At 72.2% G+C, this 12,404-nt stretch carries 11 protein-coding genes; 4 read left to right on the forward strand and 7 right to left on the reverse strand.

Annotated elements, in window-relative coordinates; genetic code table 11:
• The 3 genes from IEZ07_RS11950 to IEZ07_RS11960 form a co-directional block, all read right to left on the reverse strand.
• Positions 1 to 915 carry an ATP-binding cassette domain-containing protein gene (locus IEZ07_RS11950; protein WP_191894812.1) on the reverse strand — a complete coding sequence of 305 codons (915 nt, stop codon included), beginning with the start codon at positions 913 to 915 and terminating at the stop codon, positions 1 to 3.
• 96 nt (positions 916 to 1,011) lie between these two features.
• Positions 1,012 to 3,081: a RecQ family ATP-dependent DNA helicase gene (locus IEZ07_RS11955; RefSeq protein WP_191894927.1), complete on the reverse strand. Its 2,070-nt coding sequence runs from the start codon at positions 3,079 to 3,081 to the stop codon at positions 1,012 to 1,014.
• A 140-nt stretch (positions 3,082 to 3,221) separates the two neighbouring features.
• Positions 3,222 to 4,049, reverse strand: coding sequence for a hypothetical protein (locus IEZ07_RS11960; RefSeq protein ID WP_191894813.1), 828 nt, complete (start codon positions 4,047 to 4,049; stop codon positions 3,222 to 3,224).
• Between the two features lie 69 nt (positions 4,050 to 4,118).
• Between IEZ07_RS11960 and IEZ07_RS11965 the strand changes: the two genes are divergently transcribed.
• Together IEZ07_RS11965 and IEZ07_RS11970 are read left to right on the forward strand one after the other, a co-directional pair.
• On the forward strand, positions 4,119 to 4,709 hold the full coding sequence (locus tag IEZ07_RS11965) for a GNAT family N-acetyltransferase (protein WP_373868850.1): 591 nt from the start codon (positions 4,119 to 4,121) through the stop codon (positions 4,707 to 4,709).
• A 163-nt stretch (positions 4,710 to 4,872) separates the two neighbouring features.
• Positions 4,873 to 7,380 carry a DNA gyrase/topoisomerase IV subunit A gene (locus IEZ07_RS11970; protein ID WP_191894814.1) on the forward strand — a complete coding sequence of 836 codons (2,508 nt, stop codon included), beginning with the start codon at positions 4,873 to 4,875 and terminating at the stop codon, positions 7,378 to 7,380.
• A gap of 66 nt (positions 7,381 to 7,446) precedes the next feature.
• Here the strand turns inward: IEZ07_RS11970 and IEZ07_RS11975 are convergent, their stop codons facing one another.
• Positions 7,447 to 7,815 carry a VOC family protein gene (locus IEZ07_RS11975; protein WP_239319804.1) on the reverse strand — a complete coding sequence of 123 codons (369 nt, stop codon included), beginning with the start codon at positions 7,813 to 7,815 and terminating at the stop codon, positions 7,447 to 7,449.
• A 95-nt stretch (positions 7,816 to 7,910) separates the two neighbouring features.
• A complete protein-coding gene (locus tag IEZ07_RS11980) occupies positions 7,911 to 8,228 on the reverse strand; it encodes a hypothetical protein (protein WP_191894815.1) in 318 nt (105 codons plus the stop codon).
• Between the two features lie 167 nt (positions 8,229 to 8,395).
• Between IEZ07_RS11980 and IEZ07_RS11985 the strand changes: the two genes are divergently transcribed.
• Complete coding sequence (locus IEZ07_RS11985) at positions 8,396 to 8,890, forward strand: beta-class carbonic anhydrase (protein ID WP_191894816.1); 495 nt, start codon at positions 8,396 to 8,398, stop codon at positions 8,888 to 8,890.
• A 42-nt stretch (positions 8,891 to 8,932) separates the two neighbouring features.
• Here IEZ07_RS11985 and IEZ07_RS11990 read toward each other — a convergent pair whose 3' ends face one another.
• Complete coding sequence (locus IEZ07_RS11990) at positions 8,933 to 11,005, reverse strand: DNA gyrase/topoisomerase IV subunit B (protein ID WP_191894817.1); 2,073 nt, start codon at positions 11,003 to 11,005, stop codon at positions 8,933 to 8,935.
• A 240-nt stretch (positions 11,006 to 11,245) separates the two neighbouring features.
• On the opposite strand from IEZ07_RS11990, the gene IEZ07_RS35625 reads away from it, so the two are divergent.
• A complete protein-coding gene (locus IEZ07_RS35625; protein WP_068898692.1) occupies positions 11,246 to 11,476 on the forward strand; it encodes a DUF7455 domain-containing protein in 231 nt (76 codons plus the stop codon).
• An 11-nt stretch (positions 11,477 to 11,487) separates the two neighbouring features.
• On the opposite strand, the gene IEZ07_RS11995 is transcribed toward IEZ07_RS35625, so the two are convergent.
• Entirely contained in the window at positions 11,488 to 12,315 is an 828-nt protein-coding gene (locus tag IEZ07_RS11995) for a GNAT family N-acetyltransferase (RefSeq protein WP_191894818.1), read from the reverse strand.
• Between the last annotated feature and the right edge of the window lie 89 nt (positions 12,316 to 12,404).

The following is a 12,404-nucleotide window of genomic DNA, read 5'->3' on the forward strand; positions in this document are numbered from 1 at the left end:
TCACGCCTCCGCCTTCCGGGCGCCGTACTCCACGCTGCCCGCGGTCAGTTCCTCGTAGGCCTGCTCCAGTGAGGCCTCGCGCGTGCGCAGGCCGTGCAGCCGGATGCCCGCCTCGTACGCCAGGTCGCCGATCCGCTCGATCCCGGCGCCGGTGGCGACCAGTTCGTTCTCACCCGACCGCTCCACCCGGATCCCGGCGGCGGCGAGCCGTACGGAGAAGTCGCCCGCGTGCGGGCTGCGGACGACCACGGCGGTCAGCGCGCTGTCGGCGATGACCTCCGCCAGCGGCGCGTCCCTGATCAGGCGGCCCCGCCCGATCACCACCAGGTGGTCGGCGGTCAGCTGCATCTCGCTCATCAGGTGGCTGGAGACGAAGACCGTGCGGCCCTCGCCGGCCAGCGAGCGCATCAACCGGCGCACCCAGCGCACGCCGTCGGGGTCGAGCCCGTTGACCGGCTCGTCGAACATCAGCACCTCGGGGTCGCCCAGCAGCGCGCCCGCGATGCCGAGCCGCTGGCTCATGCCCAGGGACAGCGCACCGGCGCGCCGGTGCGCCGCGTCCGCCAGCCCGACCGCTTCGAGGACCTCCTCCACCCGGCTCCCCGCGATGCCGTTGCTGCGCGCCAGCGCCAGCAGATGCGCGCGGCAGCTGCGCCCCGGGTGCACCGCGCGCGCGTCGAGCAGCGCACCGACCGTCCGCAGCGGGTGCCTGATCTCGTGGTACGGCACGCCCCCGACGAGCGCCGTCCCGGCCGTCGGGCGGTCGAGGCCGAGGATCATCCGCATCGTGGTGGACTTGCCCGCCCCGTTCGGCCCGAGGAAGCCGGTGACCGCGCCCGGCTTCAGCTCCAGCGACAGGTCCTCGACGGCCGTCCGGTCGCCGTAGCGCTTGCTCAATCCCCTGAGGCTGATCATGCCGGCCACGCTAGGCGTCCGCCGGGCCGCCCGCCATGGGGGCGGGCCGCCGACCCCTATGGCGGGAAACCGTAACGCGCCCGGACGGTGCGGGGGCTAGCTCGTCACCGCAAGGGCGAGGGGCAGCACGGCCGAGGCTCCGGCGTGGCGGAGCAGCGCGGCCCCCAGCGTCATCGTCCAGCCGGTGTCGACGCGGTCGTCGACCAGCAGAACCGGACCGCCCGCCTCGGCGACCGCCGCACCGAGGGCGGAGGGCATGGCGAGCGTGGCCCGGATGGCCTGGACCCGCTGGGCGCTGTTGAAGCGCTGCGCGGGCGGTCCGGACCGGTAGCCCAGGTCGCCCAGGTAGGACAGGCGCCCGACCTGGGCCAGCCGCTCGGCCAGGCTGCGCACCAGCAGCGGGCGGCTGGCCGAGGGCACCGCGACCACGGCGACCGGGCGCTGCGCCCACTGCCAGGACGACAGCACGGTGACCACCGCGGCGAACACGTCGTCGGGGACGGGGCCGTCGGGGGCGCCCTCGGCCAGCAGCCCGCGCAGCCGGTTGCCCCAGCCGATGTCGGTGAGCCTGCCCAGGACCCGGCCGGGCTCGGCGCCCAGCTCGGGCTTGATCCGGCCCTTGAGGTCGCTCAGCCCGGTCGGCCACTGCCGGCGCGCCTCGATCTCCACGCCGGGCCGGTGCAGGCTCTCGGCGGCGCGCTCGACCGCGCGGGCCTCGACCTCGGGCGAGCGGTGAGTCCCGGTGCAGTTGTCGCAGCGTCCGCACGGCGTGGCGGAGTCGTCGTCCAGCCGGCGGCGGAGGAACTCCTCGCGGCACCCGGTGGTGTCGAGGTAGTCGAGCATGGCCTTCTGCTCGGCCTCGCGCTCGGCGGCGACCCGGGCGTAGCGGTCCGCGTCGTAGTCCCACGGCTCACCGGTGGCCTCCCAGCCGCCCTTGACCCGGCGCACCGCGCCGTCGACGTCCAGGACCTTGAGCATGCTCTCCAGCCGGGTCCGGCTGAGGTCGACCCGGCTCTCCAGGGCGGCGGTGGACATGACCCCGCCGTCGGCCAGCGCGGCCAGCACGGTGCGCACGACCTGCTCGGGGGGGAAGGCCAGCGAGGCGAAGTAGGACCAGATCTCCCGGTCCTCGGCGCCGGGCAGCAGGATCACCTCGGCCCGCTCGACCCCGCGCCCGGCGCGGCCGACCTGCTGGTAGTAGGCGACCGGCGACGGCGGGGCGCCGACGTGGACGACGAAGCCCAGGTCGGGCTTGTCGTAGCCCATGCCCAGTGCGGAGGTGGCGACCAGCGCCTTGATCTTGTTGTCGAGCAGCGCCTGCTCGGCGGCGAGCCGTTCGGCCTGCTCGGTCTGGCCGGAGTAGGCGGCCACCTCGTGGCCCTGCTCGCGCAGGTAGGCGGCGATCTCCTGGGCGGCGGCCACGGTGAGCGTGTAGACGATGCCGGAGCCGGGCAGCTCGTGCAGGGTCTGGGCGAGCCAGGCCAGGCGCTGCTCGGCGCCGCGGAGCCGTACGACGCCCAGGTGGAGGCTCTCGCGCTCCAGCGGCCCGCGCAGCACGAGCGTCTCCTCGCCGAGCTGCTCGGCGACGTCGCGGGTGACGCGGGCGTTGGCGGTGGCGGTGGTGGCCAGCACCGGCACGCCCTCGGGCAGTTCCTCGAAGAGGGTGCGCAGCCGCCGGTAGTCGGGGCGGAAGTCGTGGCCCCAGTCGGAGATGCAGTGCGCCTCGTCCACCACGACCAGGCCCGCGCTCTCGGCGAGCTCGGGCAGGACCTGGTCGCGGAACTCGGGGTTGTTGAGCCGCTCGGGGCTGACCAGCAGCACGTCGACCGTGCCCTCGGCCACCTGCCCGTAGATCTGCTCCCACTCCTCGGGGTTGGCCGAGTTGACGGTGACCGCGTGGATCCCGGCCCGCTCGGCGGCGGCGATCTGGTTGCGCATCAGGGCCAGCAGCGGTGAGACGATGACCGTCGGCCCTTCGCCCAGCTCGCGCAGGAGCGCGGTGGCGATGAAGTAGACCGCCGACTTGCCCCAGCCGGTGCGCTGCACCACCAGGACCCGGCGCCGGTCCATGACCAGCGCCTTGATCGCCGACCACTGGTCGTCGCGCAACCGGGCGTGCTCTCCGGCGAGCGCCCGCAGGCGCTCCTCGGCCTCCTGGCGCAGCATCTGCTCTTCGCTCACCGGTCATTGCTATCAGGTCCCGGTGACGGTTTCGTCCAGTCGCGCGGCCCGGCCGTACGCCGGGCGCGGGCCGCGCCGTCGGCGGGCCCGGGAGCCGGGGCGGACGGCGCGGCTCCCGCCGGAGGTCAGATCTCCTCCACCGACCCGCACTCCCCTTCCTCCATCGGAGCCTCGCCGTCGGCGTAGGCGTCCTGCAGCGGGCCGTCACCGCCGCCCTCGGACCGGAAATCGGGGCGGTGGAAGCGACCGGGAGAGTCGCACTCCACTCCCGCGTTCCACCCGTCGACGCTGTCGCCCTCCCAGTGGCGGAGCCTGCCGCCGGGCTCGTCCCGCCAGAACTCGTGGCGTGACTTGGTGTAGGCCATCACCCGGACGATGGGCCCGGTCTTGCCCGCGGGCCGGACCGCGTAGACGAACCGCGCCTCGTAGGTCACCACCAGCAGGGGGCCGACCTCCTTGTCCTTGCCCGGCGCCGCGGAGAGCCTCCCCTTCACCTTGACGGCATCGCCCACGAGCTCCGTCGTTCCGGGTTCGAAGCTGAACACCCAGGCCCTGGTGTCCTTCTTCTCGTCCTTGTGGTCGAGGTTCTTCAGGAAGAACTTGCGCTGCTCGGGGTCGAGCAGCCGGGCGTAGGCCTCGGGCTTACCGCCGAGCAGGCTCTGCTCGTCGAGATAGGCGGCCTCCAGCAGGCGTCTGCTGACCTTGTAGGCCGCACGGACGTCCTTGGCCGGGAAACGTCCCACGGCCTCGGCCTCCGGGACCTCGATCCCCGCGATCCCCTCGGCGAACCCCTCCGAGGGGGATCCTTTGAACGGCGCGTCCTCGGTGATCACGGCCGGGTCCGCCATCGCCTCCTCGGCGGCCCTGCCCACCGTTCCGATCACTCCGCAGCCGGTCAGTGCGCCCGCCAGGCACACGGCCGCGACCACCCGTCCCAGTCCATGTCCACGCATCGCCGGATCATATTCGATGTGATCTCCGCCGTTACGTCCGGATACGGGCACCGGCGAGGACGTGGTTTCATGAGGCTCACTATGGACGTCACCACCTGGTACCTCGAGCAGACCTCCCCGGCGGACCTGCGACCCGCCAAGCCCCCGGCGATCGAGCTCGACGTCGTGCGCGCCGAGGTCCCCTCCCCGGAGTTCAGCCGTTTCCTCTACACCGCCGTCGGCGGCGACTGGCAGTGGACCGACCGGCTGCCGTGGACCTGGCGGCAGTGGGCGGACTTCCTGGACCGGGGCGTGGAGACCTGGGTGGCCTACCATCGCGGCACCCCCGCCGGATACGCCGAGTTGCTCCCGCAGGACGACGCGGCCGTCGAGATCACCTCCTTCGGCCTCCTGCCCTGGGCGATCGGCAGGGGCGCGGGCGGGCACCTGCTGGAGGCCGGTACGGCGCGCGCCTGGGACCTGGCCGGGCGCCGGCCGGATCGCGAGCCGACCCGCCGGGTGTGGCTGCACACCTGCTCCCTGGACGGCCCGGCGGCGCTGGCCAACTACCGGGCGCGCGGGTTCCGGGTCTACGACGCGAGGACCGGCGTCCCCGGCGACACGGACGAGGGGTCCACCCCCGGGCCCTGGCCCGGTGCCGGTCCGCGCGACCGGGGGTGACGGGAGAGGGCCGGCGTCCCCGCCGCGCCCGGCGGCACCGGTTCCCCGGCCGTGGCCGCGGCCACCCCGCGCAGCCGCCGCGGCCGCGGATGGCGGCGGCCGCGGCGGCCGGCTTCGGCGTTGAAGTCGCGGGCACCCCTTGTTCTTCGGCACAATGTTCGATATGGCCCGACGGACGACCACGCCCCCCGCTGACGAGGACTTCGAAGAGCGGATCGTCGACATCGACGTTTCCGCCGAGATGCGCACCAGCTTCCTCGAGTACGCATACTCGGTGATCTACCAGCGCGCGCTGCCCGACGCCCGGGACGGCCTCAAGCCGGTCCAGCGCCGCATCCTCTACTCGATGAGCGAGATGGGCCTGCGGCCCGACCGCGGGCACGTCAAGTCGTCACGGGTCGTCGGCGACGTCATGGGCAAGCTCCACCCGCACGGCGACACCGCCATCTACGACGCGCTGGTCCGCATGGCGCAGCCGTTCTCCATGCGGCTGCCGCTGATCGACGGGCACGGCAACTTCGGCTCCCCCGACGACCTGCCCGCCGCGATGCGCTACACCGAGGCGCGCCTGGCCGCCGCGGCCATGGCCATGGTGCAGTCGATCGACGAGGACACCGTCGACTTCAAGCCCAACTACGACGGCCAGGAGACCGAGCCCACGGTCATGCCGTCGGCGTTCCCCAACCTCCTGGTCAACGGCGCCACCGGCATCGCGGTCGGCATGGCGACCAACATGGCCCCGCACAACCTCGGCGAGGTCGTCGCCGCCGCCCGCCACCTGATCAAGAAGCCGGACGCCACGCTCGAGGACCTGATGCGGTTCGTCCCGGGTCCCGACCTGCCCACGGGCGGCACGATCATCGGGCTGGACGGCATCCGCGACGCCTACGCCCGCGGCCGGGGCACCTTCCGGATGCGCGCCAGGTGCGCGGTCGAGCAGGTCAGCCCCCGGCGCAAGGGCATCGTCGTCACCGAGCTGCCGTTCAACGTGGGCCCCGAGCGCGTGGTCACCAAGATCCGCGAGCTGGTCACGGCCAAGAAGCTGCACGGCATCTCCGACCTGAAGGACCTCAGCGACCGCCACCGCGGCCTGCGGCTGGTCATCGAGATCAAGAACGGTTTCATCCCGGAGGCCGTGCTGGAGGAGCTCTACCGGCTGACGCCGATGGAGGAGACCTTCGGCATCAACAACGTGGCGCTGGTCGACGGCCAGCCCCGCACGCTCGGGCTGCGCGAGCTGCTCCAGGTCTACGTGGACCACCGCCTCGACGTGGTCCGCCGCCGCTCGGCCCACCGCCGCCGCAAGCGCGAGGAGCGCCTGCACCTCGTCGAGGGCCTCATCATCGCCCTGCTCAACATCGACGAGGTCATCCGCGTCATCCGTTCCTCCGACGACTCCGCCCAGGCCCGTGAGCGCCTGATGGCGGCCTACGAGCTGTCGGAGATCCAGGCCGCCTACATCCTCGACACCCCGCTGCGCCGGTTGACCCGCTACGACAAGCTGGAGCTGGACCGGGAGCAGGAGACCCTGCGTGAGGAGATCGCCGAGCTGACGGCGATCCTGTCCTCGGAGGACCGGCTGCGCAAGGTCGTCTCAGACGAGCTCGCCCAGGTGGCCAAGACCTACGGCACCCCCCGCCGCACGGTCCTGCTGGAGGCCTCCGGCGCCCCCCGGAAGACCGCGGCGCCGCTGGAGCTGGAGGTGCCCGACGACCCGTGCCTGGTCCTGTTCTCCTCCACCGGCCTGCTGGCCCGTACGGCCGACGCCTCTCCGCTGCCCCGTGAGGGCGGACGGTCCCCCCACGACGTGCTGGTCTCCGCGGTGCGGAGCACGGTCCGGGGCGAGGTGGGCGTGGTCACCAGCCAGGGCCGGATGATCCGGGTCCAGGTCGTGGACCTGCCGACGCTCCCTCCGTCGTCGGATCCGCCGTCCCTGTCCGGCGGCCACCCGGTCTCCGAATACGTCGCGCTGAACCCCGGGGAGACGGTCGTGGGCATCGGCTCCCTCGACCCCGACGGGCCCGGCCTGGCACTGGGCACCGCTCAGGGCGTGGTCAAGCGGATCGTGCCCGACTATCCGGCCAACCGCGACGATTTCGAGGTCATCGGGCTCAAGGACGGCGACACCGTGGTGGGCGCGGCGGAGCTGACCTCCGAGGAGCACGATCTGGTCTTCATCACCTCCGACGCCCAGCTCCTGCGCTTCTCCGCCTCGATCGTGCGGCCCCAGGGACGTCCGGCGGGCGGCATGGCCGGCATCCGGCTGGACGGGGGCGCCCGGGTGATCTGGTTCGGCGCCGTGGACCCGGCCTTGGAGTCCAGAGTCGTGACGATCGCCGGTTCCTCCACCGCCCTGCCCGGCACCCAGACCGGCGGAGTCAAGATCTCCGATTTCGCCGAATACCCGGCGAAGGGCCGCGCCACCGGCGGCGTCCGCGCCCAGCGGTTCCTCAAGGGTGAGGACGTGTTGCTGCTCGCCTGGGCGGGCCCCGGACCGGCGCGCGCCGTCTCGGCCACCGGCAAGCCGGTCCCGCTCCCCGAGGAGCTCGGCCGCCGGGACGGTTCGGGCCTCCGCCTCACCCACGCGGTCGCGGCCGTGGGCGGCGCCCTGGGATCCTCTCCGGGCTCCTCCGCCGATGCCGACGGACGGGCCCCGCAGACGGCCGGCTAGGTCCGCGCTCCCGGGCCGGGGAAGGCGCGCAGGCGCCTCAGCCGACCCGGGAGCCCCGTCACGGCCTCACGCCACGCAGAGGCAGAACGGATGGCCGGCCGGGTCCAGATACACGCGGAACGAGCCGCTCTCGTCCGGCTGGTGCGTGTGCTTGACCGCGCCCAGCGCCAGGGCGGCCGCCTCGGCCTCGTCGAGGTCGTCCACGGTCAGGTCCAGGTGGAGCTGCTGGGGGCGGGCGGGATCGGGCCAGTCCGGCGGCTGGTGGTCCGGCGCCTTCTGGAACGAGATGCGCTCCGCCTCCTCGGTTCCGCGGATGGTCACCCAGTCGTCCTCGACCGTGGTGATCTTCCAGTCGAGGAGCGCGCTGTAGAAGCCGGCCAGGCGATCAGGGTCCGGACAGTCGAGGACGACGGCCCGCATGCGTGCGATTCCCACGGTTCCTCCCAGGTGTCACCGGTGAAAACCCCATGGCGGTGTTGCGCATGGTCGGAACCTCCCTTCCCCCGGCTCATCGGTTCATGCATGACCGATCAGGCCGGTGATCCCTGGAGGGCGGACCTGATGGCCGCCAGCAGTTGCCGCGGCTCACCGGCCTCCCAGAAACGGATGATCCGGGCCACCTCCTCGTCCGGCCGGAACTCCCCGCCGCCTCCCGGCCCGAAGCATCCGGCGTCCGCGAGGACCGCCAGGAGCGGGTCGTCCTCGCCGAGCGCCTCCACGTAGGCCGTCGCGTCCAGCAGCGCCAGCGCCGAGCGCGCATTGCGCCCCCCGTCACGGGGCTCCACGCGGTCCAGCTTCCTCCTGGCCTGGGCGCGCAGGTATCCGGCCAGGGATTCGGTTCTGCTCATGGCCCTTCCCGAGATTCTCTACTTTGCGTCATATCATCATCACCTAAAGTGATCTGCGATGGCGCGATCTTAGCCGAGAATGCCGGGAGTGGGACCCCGGAAACCTCGATGAAACGGACATGAGGGATCATCGACGTTGTTGATTTCACTGACCGAGGGGTGTGCCTGTGAGTGCGTTCGACGACCTGCTGACCGCCAACGAGAAGTTCTCCGCCGCGTTCACCGACGCGGAGCTGACCGGTAAGGCGGCCCGGGGACTGGCCGTCGTCACCTGCATGGACTCGCGTATCGATCCGCTGGGCGTGTTCGGCCTGAAGCCCGGTGACGCCAAGATCCTGCGCAACGCCGGGGCCCGGGTCACCGACGACGTGCTGCGGACGCTCGTCCTGGCCGTCTATCTCCTGGGCGTGAACCGGGTGCTGGTCATGCCGCACACCGACTGCGGCATGTCGAAGGTCACCGACGACGACGTGCACGGACTCGCCGCCCAGCACGGTGTCGACACCCGCAGCCTGGAGTTCCACACGGTCCCCGACCAGGACGCCGCGCTCCGCCACGACCTGGTCAGGATCAGGACCAGCCCCTTCCTTCCGGAGGGGCTGCCCGTCGGCGGCGCCATCTACGACGTCCGCACCGGAAAGCTCGTGCCGGTCGAGCTGTGAGTCCCGCTCCGCCTGGAAGGCCGCTACGGCCTTCCAGGCGGCTCAGGCGTCGATGTGGTCGCGGTCGACCTCGGCCGCACTGCCGACGATGAACTCCCGGCGCGGGGCCACGTCGCTGCCCATGAGGAGGTCGAAGATGCGCTCGGCCTCCTGGACGTCCTCGATCCGGACCCGGCGCAGGGTCCGGTGCCGGGGCTCCATGGTCGTCTCGGCCAGCTGGTCGGCGTCCATCTCACCCAGGCCCTTGTAGCGCTGAACCGGGTCCTTCCACCGCTTGCCGCGCCGTTCGAGGTCGCGCAGCACCCGGTGGAGCTCGGCGTCGGAGTAGCAGTAGACGTACTTCTCCTTGCCCCGCCCCGGGTTGGTGATCTCGATCCGGTGCAGCGGCGGGACCGCCGCGAAGACCCGGCCGGCCTCGACCAGCGGCCGCATGTAGCGGTGGAACAGGGTCAGCAGCAGGCAGCGGATGTGCGCACCGTCGACGTCGGCGTCGGCCATCAGGATGACCTTGCCGTATCGTGCGGCCTCGAGGTCGAACGACCGGCCGGAGCCCGCCCCGATGACCTGGATGATGGCGGCGCACTCGGCGTTCTTGAGCATGTCGGCGACGGACGCCTTCTGCACGTTCAGGATCTTGCCGCGGATCGGCAGCAGCGCCTGGAACTCCGAGTCGCGCGCCGCCCGGGCGGTGCCCAGCGCCGAGTCGCCCTCGACGATGAACAGCTCGCTGCGGTCCACGTCGTCGCTGCGGCAGTCGACCAGCTTGGCCGGGAGCGCCGAGTTCTCCAGGGCGGTCTTGCGCCGCTGGTTGTCGCGGTGCTCACGGGCCGCGATGCGGGCCTTGGCCGCCGCGGTGATCTTCTCCAGGACCGCGCGCAGCTGGGGCTTGAGCGTGCGGGAGGGGTTGGTGAAGAACTCCTTGAGCTCCCGGGAGACGACGTGGGAGACGATCCTGCTGGCCGCCGCCGTGCCCAGGACCTCCTTGGTCTGTCCTTCGAACTGCGGCTCGGGCACCCGGACGGTCACCACGGCGGTGAGCCCCTCCACGATGTCCTCGCGGGTGACCGGCGCGTCGTTGCTCTTGAGCAGGCGCGTCTCCCGGAGCTGCTCGTTCACCGTGCGCACCAGGGCCCGCTCGAAGCCGGTGACGTGGGTGCCGCCCTTCGGCGTGGCGATCACGTTGACGAAGGAGCGGACGGTGGCGTCGTAGCCCTTGCCCCAGCGCAGCGCCACGTCCACGGTGAGCTCGCGCTGGACCTCGGTGGAGGTCATGTGGCCCAGGTCGTCGAGGACCGGGACCGTCTCGTGGAAGTGGCCGACCCCCTGCAGGCGCAGCACCTCGCAGACGGCCTCGTCGCGGGCGAGGAAGTCGGTGAACTCGGAGATGCCCCCGTCGAAGCGGAACTCCTCCTCGGAGGGCTCCTCGCCGCGGCTGTCGCGCACGGACAGGGTGAGTCCCGGCACGAGGAACGCGGTCTGGCGGAGGCGGACGTGGATCTCGTCGAGGGAGACCTCGGCCTCGGGCAGGAAGATCTGGCGGTCCGCCCAGAACCGGACGCGCGTGCCGGTGACGTCGCGGGCGAGCGGGCCGCCGTCGCGCAGCCCCGACTTCTTCTTGAACTTGGCGGTGGGCCCGTCTCCGTCGAAGACCCCGGGGACGCCCCGGCGGAAGCTGATCTCGTGGATCCGGCCCTCGCGGTCGACCTCCACGTCCAGCCGGGAGGACAGGGCGTTCACCACGGAGGCGCCGACGCCGTGCAGGCCTCCGGAGGCGGCGTAGGAGCCGCCGCCGAACTTTCCGCCCGCGTGGAGCTTGGTGTAGACGAGCTCCACGCCGGCCAGGCCGCTCTTGGGCTCGACGTCGACCGGGATGCCGCGGCCGTTGTCCCGGACCTCGATCGAGCCGTCGGGGTGGAGCTCGACCTCGATGCGCGTGCAGTGACCCGCCAGCGCCTCGTCGACCCCGTTGTCCACGATCTCCCACAGGCAGTGCATGAGACCGCGGCTGTCGGTGGACCCGATGTACATGCCCGGGCGCTTGCGGACGGCTTCGAGCCCTTCCAGCACCGACAGATGACGGGCCGTATAACCCGCCTCCGTGCTAACTGCGGTCACACCCACTCCCACTCTGCTCGAACACGTGTGCGCAGCTTACCGTTCTTCCCGCCGCGGCGCGTCCCAGCTTGCCAGCAGGGACCGGGCCGCGTTACCCCCGGCGAGATCTCCGTCACTCCCGGCGGCATTCCGCTCTCGGCGTACTCGCAGGTCGATTGGGAACGTCCTCATCCGGTTAGATGTTGTCTCAAGTGACTGACGCCCGATCCCCCACGTCGGGGATGACCCGAAAGGCGATACGTGACTGGAGCTCTCGCCCCCGCCAAGCCGTTGACGGCCACGGACCGCTGTGACCGGTGCGGCGCCCAGGCTTACATCCGCGCCACCCTTCCCGTCGGTGGGGAGCTGCTGTTCTGCGCCCACCACGGGCGGCAGCACGTAGCCGTGCTGAGGGACAAGGGTGCCGACATTCAGGACGAGTCGGCACGTCTCAGCGCGACCCCCTCCACCGCAGGCAACGACGAAAGATAAGGGTCCTCGCTTCATCGGACCCGATAGTGATATCGGGCCGACACCGTGAAACCCAGCCGCTCGTAGAGTGACCGGGCCGCGGTGTTGGCCTCCACCACACATAGATACGCATGCCGAGCGCCCTGCTCCCGCCCGTGCGAGAGCAGGGCGTTCAGTATGCGCCGCGCATGGCCCCGCCTCCGTGCGTGCGCCGCCGTGGCCATGCAGTAGACGCCCAGCCACTCCCCCTGGACGACGCCCCGCCCCACCGCCTCCGCTCCGAGGGAGCCGTAGACGGCGGGCACCCCGGTGAGGATCCGGCGAGCCGTCTCCCGGGCGTCATCGCCGCCCCTGCCGTCCACGCTCCACCAGACGTCCAGCCAGTCGGCGCCCGGTTCCGCCGCGAGCCGGACCTCCGCCCCGGACCCGCCGTCCTCCGGCGCGCCGACGCCCCTGCTCGGCTCCGCGCCCTCCTCCGGCGCCGGAACGCCTCCCAAGGCCGGACCCGCCCCCGGGACCGGGGCCCATCCCCTCCCTGCGCCCGGCGCGACCGGCTCCAGCGGCGCGACCATCACCAGGGTGGGATCGACGACCCGGTAGCCGCGCGCCTCCAGCAGGCCGTCCAGTCCCGGTGCCGCGCCCGGGCCCACGGAGAACGCGCAGGGCAGCCCCTGCCCGGCGTAGAACTCCTCCGCCGCGTCCACGGCCGGATCCAGGTCCCGCCTGCCTCCGAGCGGCAGGACCGAGTTGGCCCGTTTGGTGACCCCGCCCGCGGTACGCAGCGTCCACCCGCCGGAGTCCGTCCGGCCGAGGGCCGGCCACGCCCGGTCGACCAGGCGGTCGAACACGTCGTCCGTCATGATCCAAGATCATATAATCTTCCCGGCGCCTCCCGTTCCCGGGTACCGCACTCCCCGGCCCGGTGACCCTCGGCAGGCCCCTAAGCTCG

Origin of the sequence: Planomonospora parontospora (assembly GCA_014647935.1) — a bacterium.
Taxonomy (GTDB): Bacteria; Actinomycetota; Actinomycetes; order Streptosporangiales; family Streptosporangiaceae; genus Planomonospora; species Planomonospora parontospora.